This window comes from Antarcticirhabdus aurantiaca, from assembly GCF_009765365.1.
Lineage (GTDB): Bacteria > Pseudomonadota > Alphaproteobacteria > Rhizobiales > Rhizobiaceae > Antarcticirhabdus > Antarcticirhabdus aurantiaca.
The window spans coordinates 127,075-147,004 of sequence record NZ_VTOM01000013.1 but is presented as its reverse complement, the minus strand read 5'-3'; the positions used below and the strand labels follow the sequence as shown (position 1 = coordinate 147,004).

At 67.4% G+C, this 19,930-nt stretch carries 21 protein-coding genes and 1 tRNA gene; 8 read left to right on the top strand and 14 right to left on the bottom strand.

Features of this window, described 5'->3' with window-relative positions; all coding sequences use genetic code 11:
* Positions 1 to 175 precede the first annotated feature (175 nt).
* From coaD to tgt, 5 genes are all read left to right on the top strand, one after another.
* A complete protein-coding gene (gene coaD, locus FZN60_RS16535; RefSeq protein WP_158874599.1) occupies positions 176 to 670 on the top strand; it encodes a pantetheine-phosphate adenylyltransferase in 495 nt (164 codons plus the stop codon).
* Positions 671 to 705: 35 nt separating this feature from the next.
* On the top strand, positions 706 to 1,281 hold the full coding sequence (locus FZN60_RS16530) for a peptidylprolyl isomerase (RefSeq protein WP_158874598.1): 576 nt from the start codon (positions 706 to 708) through the stop codon (positions 1,279 to 1,281).
* Positions 1,282 to 1,407: 126 nt separating this feature from the next.
* Positions 1,408 to 1,914 (top strand): peptidylprolyl isomerase, encoded by a 507-nt coding sequence (locus FZN60_RS16525; RefSeq protein WP_158874597.1) that lies wholly within the window; start codon positions 1,408 to 1,410, stop codon positions 1,912 to 1,914.
* A gap of 15 nt (positions 1,915 to 1,929) precedes the next feature.
* Positions 1,930 to 3,027: a tRNA preQ1(34) S-adenosylmethionine ribosyltransferase-isomerase QueA gene (gene queA / locus FZN60_RS16520; RefSeq protein WP_158874596.1), complete on the top strand. Its 1,098-nt coding sequence runs from the start codon at positions 1,930 to 1,932 to the stop codon at positions 3,025 to 3,027.
* A complete protein-coding gene (tgt, locus tag FZN60_RS16515) occupies positions 3,024 to 4,154 on the top strand; it encodes a tRNA guanosine(34) transglycosylase Tgt (RefSeq protein WP_158874595.1) in 1,131 nt (376 codons plus the stop codon). Before queA ends, tgt begins: the two co-directional genes overlap by 4 nt.
* A 7-nt stretch (positions 4,155 to 4,161) precedes the next feature.
* Here the strand turns inward: tgt and FZN60_RS16510 are convergent, their stop codons facing one another.
* The 14 genes from FZN60_RS16510 to FZN60_RS16445 form a co-directional block, all read right to left on the bottom strand.
* Positions 4,162 to 4,587, bottom strand: a complete 426-nt coding sequence (locus FZN60_RS16510) for a DUF4864 domain-containing protein (RefSeq protein WP_158874594.1) — start codon at positions 4,585 to 4,587, stop codon at positions 4,162 to 4,164.
* 103 nt (positions 4,588 to 4,690) lie between these two features.
* Positions 4,691 to 5,311, bottom strand: coding sequence for a GAF domain-containing protein (locus tag FZN60_RS16505; RefSeq protein ID WP_158874593.1), 621 nt, complete (start codon positions 5,309 to 5,311; stop codon positions 4,691 to 4,693).
* A gap of 93 nt (positions 5,312 to 5,404) precedes the next feature.
* The gene (locus FZN60_RS16500) at positions 5,405 to 5,656 is read right to left on the bottom strand and encodes a hypothetical protein (RefSeq protein WP_158874592.1); all 252 of its coding nucleotides are present in this window, start codon (positions 5,654 to 5,656) and stop codon (positions 5,405 to 5,407) included.
* A gap of 110 nt (positions 5,657 to 5,766) precedes the next feature.
* A complete protein-coding gene (locus FZN60_RS16495) occupies positions 5,767 to 5,994 on the bottom strand; it encodes a hypothetical protein (protein ID WP_158874591.1) in 228 nt (75 codons plus the stop codon).
* A gap of 130 nt (positions 5,995 to 6,124) precedes the next feature.
* A complete protein-coding gene (locus FZN60_RS16490) occupies positions 6,125 to 7,459 on the bottom strand; it encodes a virulence factor family protein (protein ID WP_158874590.1) in 1,335 nt (444 codons plus the stop codon).
* Positions 7,456 to 10,092 carry a bifunctional lysylphosphatidylglycerol flippase/synthetase MprF gene (mprF, locus tag FZN60_RS16485; RefSeq protein WP_422570265.1) on the bottom strand — a complete coding sequence of 879 codons (2,637 nt, stop codon included), beginning with the start codon at positions 10,090 to 10,092 and terminating at the stop codon, positions 7,456 to 7,458. Before mprF ends, FZN60_RS16490 begins: the two co-directional genes overlap by 4 nt.
* Positions 10,093 to 10,196: 104 nt before the next feature.
* A complete protein-coding gene (locus tag FZN60_RS16480) occupies positions 10,197 to 10,619 on the bottom strand; it encodes a response regulator (protein WP_158874588.1) in 423 nt (140 codons plus the stop codon).
* A 129-nt stretch (positions 10,620 to 10,748) separates the two neighbouring features.
* Entirely contained in the window at positions 10,749 to 10,916 is a 168-nt protein-coding gene (locus FZN60_RS16475) for a hypothetical protein (RefSeq protein WP_158874587.1), read from the bottom strand.
* Positions 10,913 to 11,953, bottom strand: coding sequence for a L,D-transpeptidase family protein (locus FZN60_RS16470; protein ID WP_158874586.1), 1,041 nt, complete (start codon positions 11,951 to 11,953; stop codon positions 10,913 to 10,915). The genes FZN60_RS16475 and FZN60_RS16470 overlap by 4 nt, the downstream gene beginning before the upstream one ends.
* Positions 11,954 to 12,173: 220 nt before the next feature.
* Positions 12,174 to 13,949, bottom strand: coding sequence for a peptidoglycan D,D-transpeptidase FtsI family protein (locus tag FZN60_RS16465; RefSeq protein WP_246726872.1), 1,776 nt, complete (start codon positions 13,947 to 13,949; stop codon positions 12,174 to 12,176).
* 71 nt (positions 13,950 to 14,020) lie between these two features.
* Complete coding sequence (locus FZN60_RS16460) at positions 14,021 to 14,392, bottom strand: hypothetical protein (protein ID WP_158874585.1); 372 nt, start codon at positions 14,390 to 14,392, stop codon at positions 14,021 to 14,023.
* A 143-nt stretch (positions 14,393 to 14,535) separates the two neighbouring features.
* Positions 14,536 to 15,048, bottom strand: a complete 513-nt coding sequence (locus FZN60_RS16455) for a Ros/MucR family transcriptional regulator (RefSeq protein WP_158874584.1) — start codon at positions 15,046 to 15,048, stop codon at positions 14,536 to 14,538.
* Between the two features lie 171 nt (positions 15,049 to 15,219).
* The gene (locus FZN60_RS16450) at positions 15,220 to 15,936 is read right to left on the bottom strand and encodes a heparin lyase I family protein (protein WP_158874583.1); all 717 of its coding nucleotides are present in this window, start codon (positions 15,934 to 15,936) and stop codon (positions 15,220 to 15,222) included.
* Between the two features lie 267 nt (positions 15,937 to 16,203).
* A tRNA-Lys gene (locus FZN60_RS16445) sits at positions 16,204 to 16,279 on the bottom strand.
* Positions 16,280 to 16,454: 175 nt separating this feature from the next.
* On the opposite strand from FZN60_RS16445, the gene FZN60_RS16440 reads away from it, so the two are divergent.
* The 3 genes from FZN60_RS16440 to glmU all read left to right on the top strand — a co-directional run bounded on the left by FZN60_RS16440 (position 16,455) and on the right by glmU (position 19,891).
* Positions 16,455 to 17,597, top strand: coding sequence for an alpha/beta fold hydrolase (locus FZN60_RS16440; RefSeq protein ID WP_158874582.1), 1,143 nt, complete (start codon positions 16,455 to 16,457; stop codon positions 17,595 to 17,597).
* Positions 17,598 to 17,707: 110 nt separating this feature from the next.
* Positions 17,708 to 18,448, top strand: coding sequence for a cytochrome c biogenesis CcdA family protein (locus tag FZN60_RS16435; RefSeq protein WP_158874581.1), 741 nt, complete (start codon positions 17,708 to 17,710; stop codon positions 18,446 to 18,448).
* Between the two features lie 72 nt (positions 18,449 to 18,520).
* Positions 18,521 to 19,891 carry a bifunctional UDP-N-acetylglucosamine diphosphorylase/glucosamine-1-phosphate N-acetyltransferase GlmU gene (gene glmU, locus FZN60_RS16430; RefSeq protein ID WP_158874580.1) on the top strand — a complete coding sequence of 457 codons (1,371 nt, stop codon included), beginning with the start codon at positions 18,521 to 18,523 and terminating at the stop codon, positions 19,889 to 19,891.
* Positions 19,892 to 19,930 lie beyond the last annotated feature (39 nt).

Below are 19,930 nucleotides of genomic sequence, written 5' to 3'. Positions count from 1 at the left end.
GTTCGGCATGGTAAATGCACGATGACCGAGCGGAGTTCCTTGACTTCGCAGTCACGAGCTGATCCGCGGTTCGTGAGCCCGATTCATGCCCGACAAGGGTTGCGGCCCGATTGCGGTTTGCGGCGGCCACGTTTCCGCCGCATGTCTTTTCGTTTCCAAGCTTAACGAGCCATCCATGCGGCGCGCGCTTTATCCCGGTTCCTTCGATCCGCTGACCAACGGTCACCTCGACATCCTGGAGAAGGCTCGACGCCTCTTCGACGAGGTGGTGGTGGCGATCGGCGTCCAGGCCTCGAAGGTGCCGACGTTCAGCTTCGAAGAACGCGTCGCTCTCATCGACGCCTGCATCGCCAAGGGCGAGGGGCTCGCCCGCGTGCGCGTCGAAGCCTTTCAGGGTCTCGTCGTCGACGCCGCTGCGCGGCTGGAGGCCGGAGCGCTCGTGCGCGGCCTCCGCGATGGCACGGACCTCGATTACGAGATGCAGATGTCGGGCATGAACGGGCGGATGGCGCCCGACCTCGTCACCATCTTCATGCCCGCCAGCCCCGAAACGAGGCCCATTACCGCCACATTGGTCCGCCAGATCGCGGCCATGGGCGGCGACGTCTCCGCCTTCGTGCCGCAGCCGGTCCTCGCAGCCCTCGCGGCCAAGTCGCGAAAGGCGGGATGATCGCGCCCGGCCTTCCGACCGAACAGGACACCTCCATGACCTTTCTGCACAAGCTCGCCGCCACTGCCGCGCTCGGGCTCATGCTCGGCATCGGCTCCGCCTCCGCGCAGCAGCCGAGCCCGGAGAACACGCTGACGCTCACCACCGACAAGGGCGACGTCGTGATCGCCCTGCGGCCGGATCTCGCGCCCCAGCACGTCGCCCGCATCAAGGACCTGGCGTCCAAGGGCGAGTACAACGACGTCGTCTTCCACCGCGTCATCGAGGGCTTCATGGCTCAGACCGGCGACGTCCAGTACGGCAAGCGCAACGGCTCGACCGAGATGGCGGGCATGGGCGGCTCCAGCCAGGCGGACCTGCCGGCCGAGTTCTCGAAGGAAACCTTCGACCGTGGAACCGTCGGCATGGCGCGGTCGCAGGATCCGAACTCGGCGAATTCGCAGTTCTTCATCATGCTGGCGGACGGCGATTTCCTCGACGGCCAATACACGGTGGTCGGCGACGTCGTGACGGGCATGGACGTGGTCGACCAGATCAAGAAGGGCGATCCGAACCAGAACGGCGCCGTCGCCGATCCCGACTACATCGTCTCCGCCAAGGTCGGCGGCTGAAGTCGTCAGAACCGCTTCGGCGGCCTGAGGGTTGTGCCTCGGGCCGATTTGGTTCAAACGCTCGGCATCGAGAGCGGCCCGGATCGGACCCGGGCCGTTCTGCTTTTGATCAGGAGATCTGAGGACATGGCTTACGAGAACCCGGACGACACGCTGATCCTCGAGACCACTAAGGGCCAGGTCGTCATCAAGCTGCGCCCGGATCTGGCGCCCAACCACGTCGCGCGCATCAAGGAGCTCGTCCGCGAAGGCGCCTATGACGGCGTCGTCTTCCACCGCGTGATCGACGGCTTCATGGCGCAGACCGGCGACGTCAAGTTCGGCAAGAGCACCGGCCCCTCCTTCAACGCCTCGCGCGCGGGCCAGGGCGGCTCCGACAAGCCGGACCTCAAGGCCGAATTCTCTGCCGAGCCGCACAAGCGCGGCACCGTGTCGGCCGCCCGCACCGCCGATCCGAACTCCGCCAATTCGCAGTTCTACATCTGCTTCGAGCGCGCCCCCTGGCTGGACAAGCAGTACACGGTCTGGGGCGAGGTCATCGAGGGCATGGACAACATCGACCAGATCAAGCGCGGCGAGCCCGTGCGCGATCCCGACTCCATCACCACGGCGCGCATCGCCGCGGATAGCTGATCCGAAGGTCGTGCCTTGCGCGTCGACCTGTTCGACTTCGAACTGCCGGAGGAGCGGATCGCGCTCCGTCCGGCAGTTCCGCGCGAAGCCGCGCGGCTCCTGGCAGTCGCGCCTGGCGCGCCGTTCCGCGACCTTCACGTCCGCGATCTCGTGGACGAACTGGCGCCCGGCGACCTTCTCGTCTTCAACGATACCAAGGTCATCCCCGCGCAGCTGACCGGGCTGCGCCGCCGCGAAGGGCTCGCGCCCGGGGAAGGCACGGCCCGCATCGACGCGACGCTGCACATGCGCGTCGCGCCGGACCGCTGGAAAGCCTTCGTCAGACCTGCCAAGCGGGTCGCCACGGGCGACCGCATCGCCTTCGGGGATGGCGGCGAAGCATGCCTCCTCGGCGCGCTGGATGCCACGGTGGAGGAAAAGGGCGAGGCGGGCGAGGTGACGCTTCGCTTCGACCTTTCGGGCGCGCATCTCGACGCCGCGATCGCCGGCGCCGGCGCAATTCCCCTGCCGCCCTACATCGCTTCCAAGCGCCCGCAGGACGCGCAGGACCGCGCGGACTATCAGACGATCTATGCCCGCGAGGAGGGCGCCGTGGCCGCGCCCACGGCCGGGCTGCACTGGACGCCCGAGCTGCTCGCCGCGGTCGAAGCGAGGGGCGTCGGTACCGCCTTCGTCACGCTGCATGTCGGCGCCGGTACCTTCCTTCCCGTGAAGGCGGAGGACACGCGCGACCATCGCATGCACGCCGAGATCGGCGCGGTGACGCCGGAAGTCGCCGAGCGGATCAATGCCGTCCGGGCGGCTGGCGGCCGGCTCGTCGCCGTCGGCACGACCTCGCTGCGGCTCCTGGAGAGCGCGGCGCGCGAGGACGGCACCGTCGCGCCGTTCTCGGGAGCCACCGACATCTTCATCACGCCCGGCTACCGCTTTCGGGCCGTGGACCGCCTGATGACGAACTTCCACCTGCCGCGCTCGACGCTCTTCATGCTCGTCAGCGCCTTCGCCGGCACCGACCGCATGCGGCGCGCCTACGATCACGCGATCGCGGAAGGCTACCGCTTCTATTCCTACGGCGACGCCTGCCTTCTCGACCGAGCCGACGACGAGACATGAGCGATACGTTTACCTTCAACCTCCTTGCCACGGACGGCCGGGCACGCCGCGGCGAGATCACGATGCCCCGTGGCACCGTGCGCACGCCCGCCTTCATGCCGGTCGGAACCGCCGGCACGGTGAAGGCGATGTATCTCGATCAGGTGCGCGAGCTCGGCTCGGACATCATCCTCGGCAACGTGTATCACCTGATGCTGCGGCCGGGCGCCGAGCGGGTGGCGCGCCTCGGCGGTCTCCATGAGTTCGCGCGCTGGCCCTATCCGATCCTGACCGATTCCGGCGGGTTCCAGGTCATGTCCCTGGCGGACCTACGCAAGCTCGACGAGACCGGCGTCACCTTCCGTTCCCACGTCGACGGCAGCGTGCATTCGCTGACGCCCGAGCGGTCGATCGAGATCCAGGACCTCCTCGATTCCGACATCCAGATGCAGCTCGACGAGTGCATCCGGCTGCCGGCCGAGCGCGCCGAGGTCGAGCGGGCCATGGAGATGTCGCTGCGCTGGGCCGAGCGCTGCAAGATCGCCTTCGGCGACCAGCCGGGTAAGGCGATGTTCGGCATCGTCCAGGGCGGCACGGAGGAGGACCTGCGCGTTCGCTCGGCCGAGGCGCTCGCCGCGATGGACCTCAAGGGCTATGCTGTAGGCGGCCTCGCGGTCGGCGAGCCGCAGGCCGAGATGCTGCGCATCCTGGATGCGACGCTGCCGGCGCTGCCCGCCGGCAAGCCGCGCTACCTCATGGGCGTCGGCACGCCCGACGACATCCTGAAGTCCGTGGCGCGCGGGATCGACATGTTCGACTGCGTGATGCCGACGCGGGCAGGGCGGCACGGCCTCGCCTTCACGCGCATGGGCCGCATCAACCTCAAGAACGCCCGCCACGCCGAAGACCCACGGCCGCTCGATCCCGAATCGACCTGTCCGGCGACGCGCGACTATTCCCGAGCCTACCTCCACCATCTCGTGCGCACCGACGAGGCGCTCGCCGGGATGCTGCTCACCTGGAACAACCTGCACTACTATCAGTGGCTGATGGCCGGCATCCGCGGCGCGATCGAGCACGGACGCTTCGACGACTTCTTCGCCGAAACGCAGGCCGGCTGGGCCCGCGGCGACGTCGCACCGATGTGAGGGCTACTCAGGCCGAGAGATCGTCGCTCTTGCGGATGGAGCAGCCGGTGATCTTCATCGATCCATCCGCCTGCCGCTCCAGCGTGTAGCTCGCGATCCAGTTCACGCCCTTGGCGTCGGTGAGAAACACCTCCTGGCGAAAGCCCGAGCCCTCTGGCTTCAGCGCGCCGAAGCTGGACTGCGCGGCGTTATAGACCGGGCCGTATCCCTGTTGGACCATCGACATGAAGGTGCCGGCATCGGGAAACATCGCACGGATGTTCGGCGCCGCGAAGGAGTAGGCGGCCAGGCCGTCGCCGGACCTGAAAGCCTGCAACTGGCTGGCGATCGTCGCTTGGACGTCGCCGGCATCGTCCGCACGAGCGGGCAGGGCCGTCATCAGCGACGCTGCGAGAAGAACCGCCGCGAACGGCGAAGAACGGCGTGGCAGCATGATGGACGTCCCTTGGCTCGCGATGAGCAGGCTAAGAGAGTTGCGCTCGCGGTCCCGGCGACAATCGAGTCGGACCATCAATTCACGGTGATGATCCGCGGCCTCAGAGCGGCAGGCGGGCGGCGAGGCGGCGGACGAGCTTCCGCAGACCGCCGCCCTTTGCGACCTCCGCGTTCGGCGGAGGCTCCTGCGGAAGCCGCGCAGTTTCGGAGGTCGGTTCCGTGCCGCGGCTTCGGCGAATCTCGTCCATGACGTCACGTGCCAGCGTCGAGAGAATCGCGGCCTGACCCGGAGCGAGACCGTCCGGGCGCGGTACGTCGTCGACGACGCAGAGCGTGCCGAGCACGTGGCCGTTCGGCGCGACGAGCGGCGCCCCCGCGTAGAAGCGCAGGTGCGAGCCGCCGGTGACGAGGGGGTTGTTGCGCGTCCGCTCGTCCTTGGACAGGTCGGGGATCACGAGAAGATCGTGCTGGCCAAGAGCGTGGGCGCAAACCGACTGGTCGAGAACCGTTTCCGTCAGCTCCAGGCCGTGGCGCGACTTGAACCACTGACGATCCTTGTCGACCAGCGTGACGAGCGCGATCGGCGCGTTGCAGGCTTGCGAGGCGAGCTGCGTGATCTCGTCGAAACGCGGCTCCGCCGACGTGTCCAGGAGATCGAGGGCGCGGAGCGTTTCGAGGCGCTCCGCGTCGCTGGCGAGTGCTGCCGAACCCGAAGTGCCCATGAGGATCGATCGCCCCGTTCCCTTGCCTGCGCGGATGAAAGTCGATCTCGGCCCGCGCGGCAAGATGGGTCGTGTCGGGGCGACGCTCTCGATCTACTGCTGGCGTGGCGCCTCGTCGCCGTCAGCGTCCTCGTCGTCCTCGGAGAGTTCGGTGCGCAGGATCGCCTCGGCCTCGTCGCGAATTTCGTTGAGGAAGATCACCGCGTCGTCGACCGAGTCCGAGCCCTGGCTCGTCAGGAGCGCGAGCTGCACGGCCAGGATGTCGGCCACGTCGTTCAGGTCGAGCCCCTCGAACAGGCTGCCGATCTGGTCGACGATCGCGTCCTTGTCTTCTGCCGTCATCATGTGGCGCCACTCCTGCCGCGCTTCGTTACGGGCCCTATCGCATAGGGCCCGACGGGCATCTAGGCGCCTGACGCGCTTTGCCACCGTCGCAGGCGGCAAAAGCTGGCCGGTCAGTCGATATGCGTGATGACCGGCACGGAGCCCGGCTCGGCCCGGTGCGCCGCCGCGCGCAGGAAGCTTCGGCGAAGCTCGGAGGCGTAGCGGTGCATCGAGAAGGCGCTGGCTTCGGAGATGCCGAAGTCGCCGCACGCATCGCAGTTGAAGCGCATGCCGTCGCCGTCCCGGTCATGGGCAGCCTTGGCAACCTCGTCGCAGATGGGGCAAACCGAGAGCATCATCGCCGTATCTCCTCGTTTCAACACCCAGGAGAATAGCTGCTCACGGTTCGTTAACGCTACGGCAGGTTAAGCAAGGCCGCTTTTCTGGTTAAGCGGCAAATTAAATGAAAAGGCTCGGCCTGCCCGCGTTTCAGCCGAGGATCCTGTCGGCCAGGGTCTGGTAGTCGCCGTCGAAGTGATGCCCGCCGCTCGTTTCGATCACCTGGACGCCCTTGCCGCGCAGGCTCCCGCAGACACTGTCCTCGTCGTCCGAGCCGTAGAAGCATTGCACGATGGAGGTGGGGATCCTCGCGAGGTCGGCCAGGGTCGAGGGTCCTTTGCCGGACGCGATGCCGAGCCAGCCGGCGACCGAAATCTGATAGTCGCCGCTCCCGGCAAGCGCCAGCAGCGACAGGCGCTCGACCTTCGCCCGATGGCCATCGTCCATCGCGAGGTAGGTCGAGGGCAGAATGTCGGCACCGAAGGAATAGCCGACAAGGTAGACCTTCGACACGTTCCAGCGCTTGGAATAGGCCTCGATGATCGCCTGAAGGTCGGCCGCGGTTTGCTGCGGCGTCTTCTCCGACCAGAAGTAGCGCAGCGAATCCACGCCGACCACGGGAACGCCGGCCTGCTGGAGATGCTCGGCGACGACCTTGTCGAGGTCGCGCCAGCCGCCGTCGCCGGAATAAACGACGGCCATCGCATCCCTCGACGGCTCCGCGTCGAGGATGGCGAGCGGCAGATCGGCCACCTGCGCCTCGCTGCTGTCGGCCGACCGCGGCTTGAGCTCGGTGAAGGCGGCATCGAAAGGCGCCTCGTCGGTGTTCTCGATCTCGATCGCCTCCCAACTGTCGTCGAGCCGCTCCGCATGCGCTCGGCCAACATCGGTCGCATCGGGTGTGAAGACGACCTTCACGGGATTGGGCAGAGCGCCGGCGGTCAGGGCATAGATCGTGCCCGATGGCGTCAGCTCCTTCGCGGCCGGCGTGCAGAGCGGCTTGTCGAAGGGCAGGCGGTCGCCGGGATCGATCGCGACGGTTCGCGCGATCGTTGCTCCCGGCGTTTGGGCGACGATGCCGAGGGCCAGCGTGGCGCCGGCTCCGAAGCCGGTCACGGCCGGCTGCTGAAGGCTCGCATTGCCGATGCCGCGCTGAACCGTCTGGCTGAGGGATTCGATATCGGAAACGAGATAGGCGCAGGAGTCGCTCGACGCGTTGATCGCCTCGACGATCGAGGGATAGTCGAGGCCGAGAACGATGCTGCCCCCATCCTTGAGCCGCTCGGCGAGCGCGGCATCGTCAGCGCTCCAGCCGTCCGCGCCCGATATCAGGACAACCTCGGATCGAACGGCTTCCGCGGCCGGTGTGAGGATCACCGGCTGGCCCAGGAACTTGCCCTGCCACCCCTCACCGGGCGCGGCGCTGGCGGCCGCTCCGGAGGCGAGAAGGGACGCGGCGACCAGGAGAAGGGAAGACGGCCTCATTTCGACACCACACCCGTCAGTCCGCCGGCGATGAGTTGCGAGATGTCGGCCAGGGCGAGGGCCGGCGGGAGCCCACCCGAGACGGCGAGATAGCGGGGGCGCCAGTCGGGATCGAACTTCGACTTGAAGGCGCGCAAGCCCCGGAAGTTGTAGAAGCGCTCGGCATGATCGAAGACGAGGCCGCCGACCCGGTTCCAAAGCGGCGCGGCCGGACTGTTGGACAGCCCCGACAGCGGCGCCATGCCGAGATCGAACGTCTCGTAGCCTTCGTCGCGCAGATGGAGCATGAGGCTGAGGAGCAGGAACTCCATGGTCGAGCGCGGCGCATCCGGCGCGAAGCGCATCAGATCGATCGCGCTCTGCAGCTTCGTGCCGGTGACGAGGATGTTGGCGAAGGCGACGATCCGCCCTTCGAGGCGCACCAGCGCCACGGGCTGCGAGAGGATATAGTCGCGATCGAACCAGCCGACGGAGAAGCGCTTCTCGCGCGCGCTCTTGGATTCGAGCCAGCCGTCCGAGATCCGGCGCAGATCGTCGAACACCGATGGCACGGCCTCGACCGGGACGACCTCGAAGCGCAGGCCGTCGCGCTCACCGCGATTGACGGTCTGGCGCAGCCCGGAACGCTTCGCGCCCTTCAGTTCGAAGTTCTTCAGCGGGATGATCGCGGCCTCGCCGAGCTTGATGGCGCGCAAGCCCGCATCGGCGCAGAGCGGCAGGACTTCGGGGTGAATCTGGTAGAAGGCGGCGCGCCCGCCGCCTTCGCGGGCCATTTCGGCGAAACGCCACACAAGCTCGGCCGCCGAAGCGGGCGCGCCGATCGGCCCGAAGAGCGAGACGAACGAGCGGCCCTGACGCGCATACATCAGAAAGGCATCGCGACTCTCGGAGAAGAGAAGAGCCTTGTCGCCGGAGCGTACGAGATTGGCATCGGCCAGCGGTTGGCGGTTCAGGATCGCCACGGCTTGGGCCAGTTCCTCCGCGCTGGGCGCAGCCACCGTGTCGAGAGCCGTGCGCAGGAGGCTCCAGAGCGCGACGGCTCCAGCCACCACGCAGACGCCGAGAAAGGCGCGCAACGAGCGTGGCGCCTCGGCGCCGAACGCGAAGTCCGTCCACAGTCCGTGGCTGTACTCGACGTCCTCATAGGCGAAGAAGAGGAGCGCGCCCGCGGACAGGAGGATGATCGCGACCGCGAAGAGCCACGGCGCGCTCAGAGCTTCGCGAAAGAGCGAAGCCGGGCGGTCGAAGCGCCCGCGCAAGGGGATCAGCGCCACGAGGAGCAGAGCCAGGAAAGCGGCTTCGAAGACGGCGACGGCTTTCAGGAAGCAGAGCGCCGCCGCCAGCGAGGCGGCGGCGACGCTCGCCCACCACGCGCCGTCCAGACGCTGCGCCAGCCCGCGCGACCCGACCACGAGAATGATGCCGAGGATGCCGGAAGCGAAGTGCGCCGCCTCAACGAGGCCGAGGGGCAGGGCGACCGTCGAGCCGAGAAAGTCGAGGTCTCCGGTCGGCGCCGGCGTCACGCTGGAGAAGATCAGCATGGCGCCGGCGATGAGGGTCAGCGCCGATAGGACGAGGGGCGCGATGCGCGCCGCCGCGTCGGCGGTCTGCCGCGCGATCGGCGAGGCGACGACGCGGCGGGCCTCGGCCCCGGACACGAGAAGCGCGGCCGCGATCAGCGGAAGGACGTGATAGGCCAGACGATACAGGAGAAGCGCCGACAGGACCTCCTGCGACGGGACGGCCTCCGGCATGGCCGCGAGGATGATCGTCTCGAAAACCCCCAGTCCGGCGGGAACGTGGCTGAGAACGCCGGAGGCGACGGCGATCGTGTAGATCGCCAGGAAGACCGGCAGGTCGGGCTTGCCGGCCGGCAGCAGCACGTAAAGGACGAGCGCGGAGAAGAAGAGGTCGAGGATGGTGGCAAGCAGCTGGCCGCCGGCGATGGCCGGGCTCGGGGCGCGCAGCCAGCCGCCAGCCCCGCTCCGGGTGCGCCGGAGAAGCACGAGGTAGCCGCCGACGATCGCCGCGATGGCGGCGATGGCGCCCCAGCGCAGAAGATCCGGCGGCAGGTGGAGGATCGGACCGATCGCCTCCGACGAGATCGCCGAGGCGGTGAAGGCCGCGACGGCGAGGCCCGTGCCGAAGGCAACCGTGACGAAGCCGATCACCGCGGCGATCGCCTCCGGAGACAGGCCGAGCCGCGAATAGAATCGATAGCGGATGGCGCCGCCGCTCAGCGGCCCGAAGCCGGCGGTGTTGCCGACGGCATAGGCGCAGAACGACACGAAGGCCGTCGCGGACAGCGGCTGGGGCCGGCCGACATAGCGCAGGGCGAAGACGTCGTAGAGAACCAGAGAGGCGTAGCTGCAGGCCGCCAGAACGACTGCGAGGCCGACCGTCCACCAGGAGGTCGCGAGCAGCGCGGCGACGACCTCGTCATAGGAGATGTCGCCGGCGAAGCGGCGAAGCGTCGCCACGACCAGCGCGAAGACGAAGACGATCGCCGCGAGGCCGAGGCCGCGGCGAAGCGTCGGGTTGGCCGACCGCACCCGCTCCAGGAGCCGGGGACCGGAAGCCGTCCGCGAAGGTAAGGGGTCGTTCGCGGACGTGGGAGCGGTTCTGGTCGCCATCGCATCGATCGCCGGTTGCGGCTGCGGCTTCTAGCCGGGAGCCGGGCGGCGAACAAATTAAAAGCGGGCAATGAAACGGCGACGAGCGCTCCGGAGCTTGGTCGTCAGCCGCGGTGGCGATTGCGATCCGCCGAGCGCCCAGGAGCTGCCCGCTGCGCAATCTTGCGATCGACCTCTCCGCGCAGCGCAGCCACGAGGACGTCGGGATCCACCGGCTTCTCGAACACCGGAATGTCGGCGAAGCGGAGCGTGACCGGCGAGCGGTCGAAGCCCGTCAGGAAGACGAAGGGGATGTCCTGACGATCCAGATCGCTGGCGATCGGGAAGGAGTTCTCGCCGCGCAGCTTCACGTCGAGCACGGCGGCGTCGATAACCTCGGCTTCGGCGATGCAGGCGATCGCCTTGGACACGCTCGGGGCCGGGCCGAGCACGATCGCGCCCTGCGCCTCCAGGTCGAGCTTCAGGGTGTCGGCCAGGATCGGTTCGTCCTCGACCACGAGGATTCGCAAGCCGTTCAGCTCAGTCATGATTGGCCCCTTTTCAGGATTTCCTGCTGCCGGCCGCGAAGCGCCCGAAGCTCGTCTCCTTCATAGGACCTCACCGCCCGGAGGGAATACGCATAATGTTGCGCGGGCGCGATTGCTCGGGTTCCGAGTTCACGGCGAGGCGAGGAGATCCAGCCAGTTGTAACGCAGGGCCGCGACGACGGCGGCGAGAAGGATCAGCATCACGCTGGCGAGGATGACGGTGGTCAGCTGGTCTTCGTTCATCGCGAATCGGTCGGTGCGCCGGTGAGCCTCTGCGAGTTCGACCGGTTCGATCACTCGCCCTTCAACATACGGCTGAAGACGCTCTCCCCGCGCGACGAGTAGGGGTCCTGAAGCGCGGCGCTCGGGCGGCTCACCGGAACCAGCGTCGAGGAGGTGACCTTGGCCAGCTCCTCGGGCCCGAGACGCTTCAGCATGTCACGGAAGCTCGAATGCATGCCGCCGTCGACGTAGCTCATCGGCGTCTCGGCGCGGTTCCAGGATACGAGCGCCTGGGTTTCGGCGTCGTCCTTCTGCTGTTTGGCGGTGACGGCCGGGTCGACGGCGGTGGTCAGCGTCGGGCAGGCGGCGATGGGGTCCATGGCCGCGCGGCTGCCGTCGGTGCGGGTCGCGTTGAAGACGTAGCGGCCGCCGCAGGTCGAGACGGTGGGCTCGCGACGCGTGACCTCGAAGATGTCGTAGCCCATCTTCAGGTTGCGCCAGAAGCCGATGTTCGGATCGCGATGATGCTTGGCCATCTGCGACGCCGTCATGCGGAACGGGAAGGCTTGAACCTGAAAATCCGACTGGCCGGACCGAAGGGCGCGGTCGGCGATGGCGTAGAGCTCGGCGACGCCCTCGTCGGTCATCGCGTAGCAGCCGGACGACGAGCAGGCGCCGTGCACCATCAGCGAGTCGCCGGTGTAGCCCAGCGCCTTCTCCAGACGATTGGGATAGCCGAGGTTGAAGGATTTCTCGTACTTCGAATTCGGGTTCATCAGTCGGGCGGAGACGGCGTAGAAGCCTTCGGGCGCCTGGCGGTCGCCCTCCGTCATCTTCGGCCCGAGCTTTCCCGACCAGCGGCAGAGCGGATAGGTCTTGAGCTTCGCGTAGCGGCCGTCGCCACCGAGCCGCCAGACCTCGAGCTCGCTCTCCTCCTTGAAGATCCGCACGAGGATCGAGCCCGTCGGGCGCTTCGGCGTCAGCGCGGCGGCGATCACCGTCGGCTGCGCCGTGGCGGCCACCTCCTCGATCGGCACGTCCAGCATGGTGGTGCAGCCCGACATCGCGAGCATCAGCCCCGCCGCCACCAACGACCGTCCCCTCAGCGCCATGTGCGACACCCGCCCGTCCCCTAGACCGCTGCCCCCTGAATCGCCGCGCTTGCTGGTCTCAGTCTGACGCACGACGCCCCCGCCGATTCGCACACCCGCCTCGTGCCCGAACAAGCCCGGTCGACGTGGCGGAAGTCTTTGCTCGATTTACGACGATGGCGAGTCGAGAAGACGCACGGCAACACTTTGTCGAGGGCGTGTTGCCGCGCGGCACTCTCCGTCACTCGGCGAGCGCAGCCGCGCGTGCCGCGATCTGCGAAGGGGCGAAGAGGTTCGAGCCCCAGGCGCGCGCCGCTACCATCGAGGGGAAGGGGTTTTCCGGTTCCTTCCAGTCGGGCTGAACGCCGAGGATCGGAAGAACGCGGCTCATGATCAGCCCCGTCGTCGGCACCGCGTTCCAGCCCGAGGTCCGGAAGCCGTAGGTTTCCTTCAAAGGCTTGGGCTCGTCGAGCACGGTCAGGAACAGGTATTTCGGCTGATGCGCCGGCGCGACGCCCATAAAGGCCGTCAACACGGTATTGCTGTCGTAGCGGCCGCGAACGACCTTTTCGGCCGTGCCCGACTTTCCGCCGACGTAGTAGCCGTCGATGTCGGCCTTCTTGCCGGAGCCGACGCGGGCGTTCAGGCGCATCAGGAAGCGCAGCGCCTCGCCGGTCTGCTCGCTGACGACGTCGCGCGCCATGATCCGGGGCTCGACCTCGGCGCCCTTGACGAAGGTTGGGCGGATGAGCGTGCCGCCGTTGACCATCGAGGCGATCGCCATGCTGGCCTGCAGGGGCGTCACCGCGATGCCGTGGCCGAAGGAGACGGTGGCGGTGGTCACCTCGCTCCAGCGCTTGGGCACCTGCGGGAAGGCGTCTTCCGGCAGCTCCGTCGTCAAGCGGTCGAGCTGGCCCACCTGCTTGAGAAAGGCCTGCTGACGCTGTGCTCCGACCGCGAGGGCCATGCGGCCCATGGCGATGTTGGACGAGTGGATGAAGGATTCTGGCACGTTGAGCGGCCGGTTCTGACCGCGGAAGTCGCCGATCGACATGCGGCCGAAGCGCAGCGGCGAGCTGGCATCGAGCACCGAGCGGATCGTGAAGAGACCCGAGTCGAGCGCCATCGCGGTGTTCAGGGCCTTGAAGGTCGAGCCCATCTCGAAGGTGCCGACGTTGACGCGGTTGATGTTGTCCTTCTTCAGCGCGTCGGCCGGAATGTTCGGATCGAAGTCGGGGAGCGAGACCAGCGCGATCACCTCGCCATTCGTCACGTCGAGGATGAGGCCGGCGCCGGCGACGGCGCTGAACTTCGTGACGGCCTTGCGCAGCTCGTCCGCCAGGGCGTGCTGGGCGCGAAGGTCGATGCTGAGCGCGACGGGCTGCAGGCTGTCGCGCTCGATGCGCAGGCCCGAGACGCGAAGGTCCGCCAGTCCTTGCGCGTCGATCCAGCGCTCCATGCCGGCGATGCCGATATTGTCGACGTTGACCGCGCCGAGAACGTGCGCGGCCGCGCGGCCGTTCGGATAAAGGCGCTTCAGCTCGTCGCGCAGCCCGACACCGGGAATGCCCAACGACCAGAGACGCGCGCGCTCTTCCGGCGTCGTCACGCGCTTGATCCAAGCGAAACCGGCCCGGCTGTTCAGGCGCTTGTAGAGGTCGGCCGGATCGAGATCCGGGAAGACGCTCGTCAGCCCTTCGACGGCTTCGTCGATATTGGTCATGCGCCGCGGCTCGGCGTACACCGACGCCGTCGGATAGTCCCGGGCCAGGGGCCGCCCCATGCGGTCGACGATGTCGGGCCGCGCCTTCGAGGGCGGCGGCAGGCCCGCGCCGGCCATCGGCGGTTCCGTGACGCCCAGCATGAACAACCGCACGCCGATCGCCAGGTAGCAGAAGCCGAAGAGCGAGATGGCGAGGCCCATCCGGAAGTTCAGGAAGGGTGGCGGGGCGCCGCGCAGGAGCGGCTTGCTCGCTTTGAACGCAAACAGGCGGGCGAGAATCGTCGGGAGAAACATGTGAGACTTCCGCAGCAACAGGGACGGTCCGGAGGACCTCGTCTGATGCGGAAGCGAAGGCTCGTCGGCCGTCAGGCGCGCCCGAACGCTCCGCCCCGCGAGGGAAGCAGGGCGTTTCGCGGCGGTCGGTCATGCGCGCAGGCGAAGCGGTGCGGATCGCAAAGCTCCGCGCGCGGCCAAGTCGGGGCAGGGCGGTCGAGACGCGGCAGAACCAGCGCCTGGCTCAGGATGAACTCCGCGGTCCGCTCCTCGTCGAAGCCGCCGGCCTCGTCCGCGGCGTCGTCGGCGTCGGCCTCGTCGAGGATCTGGGCAAACGCAGCCGTGTCCGAGGCATCCATCGCGGCGGCAAAGCTCGCCGGCGCGCCGACGAGCCCGAACAGCAGCGTCAGCGCGACCGTCAGCGACAGTATCGTCCGGACAAAGGTCGCGAAAGCAAGGCACATGCCGCATAGCTTGCGGCGGCGCGCTTAAGATCCGGTAAACCTTACCGATCCGTGATCAAGCATCGGACCGTCGTCCACCGGACATGCGAAAGCGGGCGGCTCGCGACGCGAACCACCCGCCTCAGGTCAACGATCGGCAGCGATCAGGCGGCGGCCTTCTTGGCCCGTCCGCGACGCGGCTTCGGTGCGGCCTCGACCTTCGGCTCCACGACCGGCTCAGGCTCGGGCACTTCGATTTCCGGCTCGTCGCTGCGCTTGCGGCCCAGCCCCATGCTCTTGGCAAGAGCCGAGCGGGCGGCCGCATAGTTCGGCGCGACCATCGGATAATCGTCCGGCAGGCCCCACTTCTTGCGGTAGTCGTCCGGCGTCATGCCGTGGCTGGTCGCGAGATAGCGCTTGAGCGACTTGAACTTCTTCCCGTCCTCGAGGCTGATCAGGTAGTCCGGCGTGATCGACTTCTTGATCGAAACGGCCGGGATCAGCTCGACGGGCGCCGGCTCGGCCGCTGCGGCAGCACCGCCGGCCGGATTCTCGAGCGCCGCGCGCACGCTGGCAATCAAGCTCGGAAGCTCGGCCGCGCCGACCTGATTGTTGCTGACATAAGCGATGATAATCGCTGCCGCCTGTTCAAGCGACGCGTTTTGGTCGACATCCATCGGGAAGGTCTAGTCCTCAAAATCAAAACTCTGCTCGGCCGACACTTAGCGCATGATCGAAGCGCCGCCAATACTGATGATGAAGTTCCCATGACTTTCGAAAATCGACCAGTGGCGGCAACGAAGTGGAACGACACAGCCAATGAGTGTAGGGCTAGGGATCGAAAAACGTCAGATCCCGCGGCACTTTAGGCCGGTGAAGCGTGCGACGTTCCGGTACGATGCCGACTGCGTGGGCGCCGCGCCGCGATAGTCGTCCATGTCGGAGCGATAAATGCCGTATTTGAAATAAACGCTTTTTGTACGGCCCGGTAGCAGACGTACATCTTGGAAGTTTGCCACCTTGCGCCCGTCGAGCCACACCTCGGCACTGCCGATTCGCGTCCACGAAAAGCGATAAACGAAGCTGTTCCAGCGCCCCTTCTGAAACGGGACGCGGACGCGGTGGGTCAAGCGGCCCTGATAACTGATGCCGACTTCGAAGACGCCTCGCTCGTAACGATTGCGGAACGTGTTGTCCCGTCCGTTGTGCCATTGGCCGAGGAGCTGCTTCGGCGACATCTCGGGATAATCGGCCGGCAGCATCAGGTCGAACCGATAGCAAACAACCTCGCCGACCCGATCTTCGGTCAGCGATCGCACCTCGACCCGCTCGCGGTGCTCCTCGCAATCTTCCGACAACCGATCGTTCCAGCGCCAGGCGCAGTCTCCAGCCTTGAGGACAAAGCGCTCGACACCGCCGCTTGTTCTACGATGGCGATCCGGCGCAGCTTCCTGGACATAATAGTTGAAGCCGTTTCCCGTCCGGACGGCGTCATCGGCCAGCGCGGGCGCCATCCAGGAGAAAGCCGAGCCGGCGACGGCAAACAACCAACGCAACGGCCGCATGAGCTTCTCCTCGTCTCGCGACAGACCGGTGCCAGCCACTCAGGCAGCCCGACGACGCCTGCGACATCCAGCCGGCCGGTTCGCCCACATCGCGACCGAACTCCGATTGGCCGAAGCCCGAATGCAGGACATGTCGACACAGCCGAGCCGCGATCATGCGGCGACCGCGAAGCCGAAACATTGATCGCGATGAACGACGCGGAGGATTTGGTTTGCTGCGCCACGTCGCTTCGGGCGATCTTCGCGGAGGGATCGGTACAGAGAAAGTGGTGAGCGCGCTGGGACTCGAACCCAGGACCTACAGATTAAAAGTCCGTTGCTCTACCAACTGAGCTACGCGCTCTTCCGACTCGATGACCGTGTCCTGGTTGAGAAGCTGTTGCCGAAGGACGTTCCGTCGCTCGGGCGCTGCTCGCGGCGTGACAGGAGTCGCACGCTATCCAGTCGACGTCGCCGTCTCACCGATGGCGCCGACGTAGACGACCTTCCGCCGAAAATCAATCATGGCGCCTATTGCAATGGGCCATTCCGCTTCGCAGTCCCATCCGCCGGTCGAGGCCGCGGGATGCCGGCTCGGCGACGACGAGTTGGTCGAGGGAGATGCATACCTCCTGCGCGGCAACCGTTTGAAACCAAACGGGAGACTTGCGGCTTGGATCGAAGGGGAAACGTGCGACCAAGGAACTGAGAGACGCCATGCTGCTTTTTCACGCCGCCGAGTTGGAGTGGCTCGGGATCGACGAAGGCTCTCGGCGATGATGTCGGATGAAAGCCGCGCCCATCCGCGACGTTTCGTCCAGGTCTCGGGTCAGACGCTCGCTTTCACCGAAATGGGTGAGGGATCCGACGTGGTGCTGCTCCACGGCACGCTGACATGCCTCGAGGACATGGCGGTCGGACTCGGGCCAGATCTTTCGGGGGCACACCGGGTGCTTTCCTTCGATCGCCCGGGGCACGCGAGGAGCACGCGTCCGCCAGGCGACGGGTCCCTGCGTACCCAAGCCGATCTCCTCGTGGAAGCTTTCGCCGAGCTCGGACTGCGGCGGCCGATCCCGGTCGGTCATTCGGCCGGCGGCTCGCTCGCGCTGACGATCGCGATCCACCATCCCGACGCGATCGGGGGCGTCGTCGCGCTCGCGCCGCTCGTGTTCTTCGAGCCCCGCGCCGAGCTTTTCCTGTTCGGTCCGCGCGGCGTGCCCGTCTTCGGTCCGCTGGCGGCGAAGAGCTGGCTGCGGCCGACCGATGCCCTGACGCTGCCGCTTCTTTGGAACGCAATCTTTCTGCCGCAGGCGATGCCGAAGCCGTTCGCCACCGCGATGCCCTTCGCGCGGCTTGCCAGCAGCGACGAGATGATCGCGACCGGCGAAGACGCGCTCGCGCTCGCCGTCGATCTGCCGGCCAATGCCGTCCGGTATGCGGGCTGCACGGTGTCCATCCGCATCCTTGCGGGAAGCGCCGACATCGTCGTCAGCAACCGCCGCCAGGGTGCGCGTCTCCCGTCGTTGATGCCGGACTGCACCTATGAGGAAATCTCGGGTATCGGGCATATGATCCACCACTTCGCTCCCGAGCGCGTCCGCGAGCTCGTCGAGCGGCTTGGGAGGGGGACGCCCGGCGAGCGCGGCGCGGATCGGCAGGGTGCCGTCGGAGCGGCCGGCTAGCCGCAGCGACTGCGCGATCCTCCGTTGCCGGAGAGAGTGATTGGCGCGTCGGAACCGGGGCTGTTAGAAGGCGGCGAAGAGCAGCACGACAAAGGAAGGCATCGGCCGGCGTGACCCCGGATCTGTCCTATACGACGGCGGTGCTGGCGGGCGCGCTGTCGTTCCTGTCGCCTTGCGTCCTGCCACTGGTTCCACCCTATCTCTGCTACATGGCCGGCGTGTCCGCGGATGACCTCAGGGCCGGCCGCGCCATGGCGCGCGTGAACTACGGCCGGGTCGTCGGCACGGCCGCGGTCTTCGTGCTCGGCTTCTCCACGGTTTTCGTGATGCTCGGCGCCGGCGCGAGCGCCGTCGGTCAGCTGCTCCGTCAAAACCTCGACTGGCTCGGCATGGTCGCCGGAGTGGCCGTGATCGCGATGGGCCTGAACTTCCTGGGCGTGTTTCGGTTGGCCTTCCTGTCGCGCGAGGCGCGCTTGTCGGCCCCGGAGCGGCCGCGCTCGGTGCTCGGCGCCTATCTCATGGGCCTCGCCTTCGCCTTCGGCTGGACGCCCTGCATCGGGCCTGTGCTCGGTGCGATCCTCGGGCTCGCCGGCACGCGGCAGACGGTCGGTGAGGGCGTCGCCATGCTGTCCTTCTATTCCGCCGGGCTCGGCATTCCCTTCATCCTCGCCGCCGCCTTTTCCGGCGTCTTCCTGAAGCTCGCGGCGCGCTTCCGGGCGCGCATGGCGATGATCGAGAAGGCGATGGGCGTGCTCCTCGTCGCGACGGGCGTCATGTTTCTCACCGGAGGCATGCAAACCATGGCCTTCTGGCTGCTGGAAACCTTTCCGGCGCTGCAAAGGATCGGCTGAAACGCTCTTTCGTTGCCATTAACGCCGCACATGCTATGCCGCGCCGCGGTTGACATGATCGGGAAGGCGCGCATGGCCAGGAGCTGCCTCAGCATCGTTCTCGCCGCAGGCGAGGGCACGCGGATGAAATCCAGCCTGCCCAAGGTGCTGCACGAGGTGGCGGGTCTGCCGATGGTGGCGCATGTGCTGCGCGCCGCGGAGCTCGCCGGCGCCACGCGCCTCGCCGTGGTGGTCGGCCGCGAGGCCGAGCGGATCGCGGCGGTGGCGTCTCGCCACGGCCGGGATGCGAGCGTGTTCGAGCAGACGGAGCGGCTCGGCACCGCCCATGCCGTTCTCGCCGCGCGGGACGCGATCGAAGAGGGTTTCGACGACATCCTCGTTCTGTTCGGCGACACGCCGCTCATCCGCCCGGAAACGCTGACCCGGGCGCGCGCCGCGCTGATGGCCGGCGCCGACATCTGCGTGATCGGCTTCCGGCCTCCGGACCCGACCGGCTACGGCCGGCTGATCGAGCACGAAGGCTCGCTCGTCGCGATCCGCGAGGAAAAGGACGCCAGCGATGCCGAGCGGATGATCCGCTTCTGCAACGGCGGCGTCATGGCATTCCGCGGCGAGGGCGCGCTGGACCTCCTGGATCGCATCGGAAACGCCAACGCCAAGGGCGAATACTACCTGACGGACATCGTCGAGATCGCCCGGGCCGCGGGCCGCACGGCGAAGGCGATCGAGGCCGATCCGGACGAGGTGCTGGGCGTCAACAACCGGGTCGAGCTCGCCGGCGTGGAAGCGATCTGGCAGGCGCGCCGCCGGCGCGAGGTGATGCTGGGCGGTGCGACGCTGCAGGCGCCGGACACCGTGTTCTTTTCACACGACACCGTTCTGGAGCCCGACTGCACGATCGAGCCGAACGTCGTCTTCGGCCCCGGGGCCCAAGTGGCCGGTGGCGCCGTCGTCCACGCCTTCAGCCATATCGCGGGCGCGACGATCGGCGAGGGAGCATCGGTTGGACCCTTCGCGCGGCTGCGGCCGGGCGCGGACCTCGCGCGCGGCGCCAAGGTCGGCAATTTCTGCGAGGTGAAGGGCGCGATCATCGGCGAGGGCGCCAAGGTCAACCACCTGACCTATATCGGCGACGCGGTCGTCGGCGCCGGCTCGAACATCGGCGCGGGCACCATCACCTGCAATTACGACGGCTTCAACAAGCACCGGACCGTGATCGGCGAGAACGTCTTCGTCGGCTCCAACTCGGCTCTGGTCGCACCCGTGTCGATCGGCGACGGCGCCTATGTCGCCTCGGGCAGCGTCGTCACCGAAGACGTGCCGCCGGAGGCCCTGGCGATCGCGCGCGGACGGCAGGTCAACAAGGATGGGCGCGGCCGAGCGATCAACGAGCGCAACAAGGCGGCGAAGGTCGCAGCGAAGGCGGCCAAGGCCGAGGACTGAGCCGGCCGAGCGTCACGCCGCGTCATCAATCGTGACGCG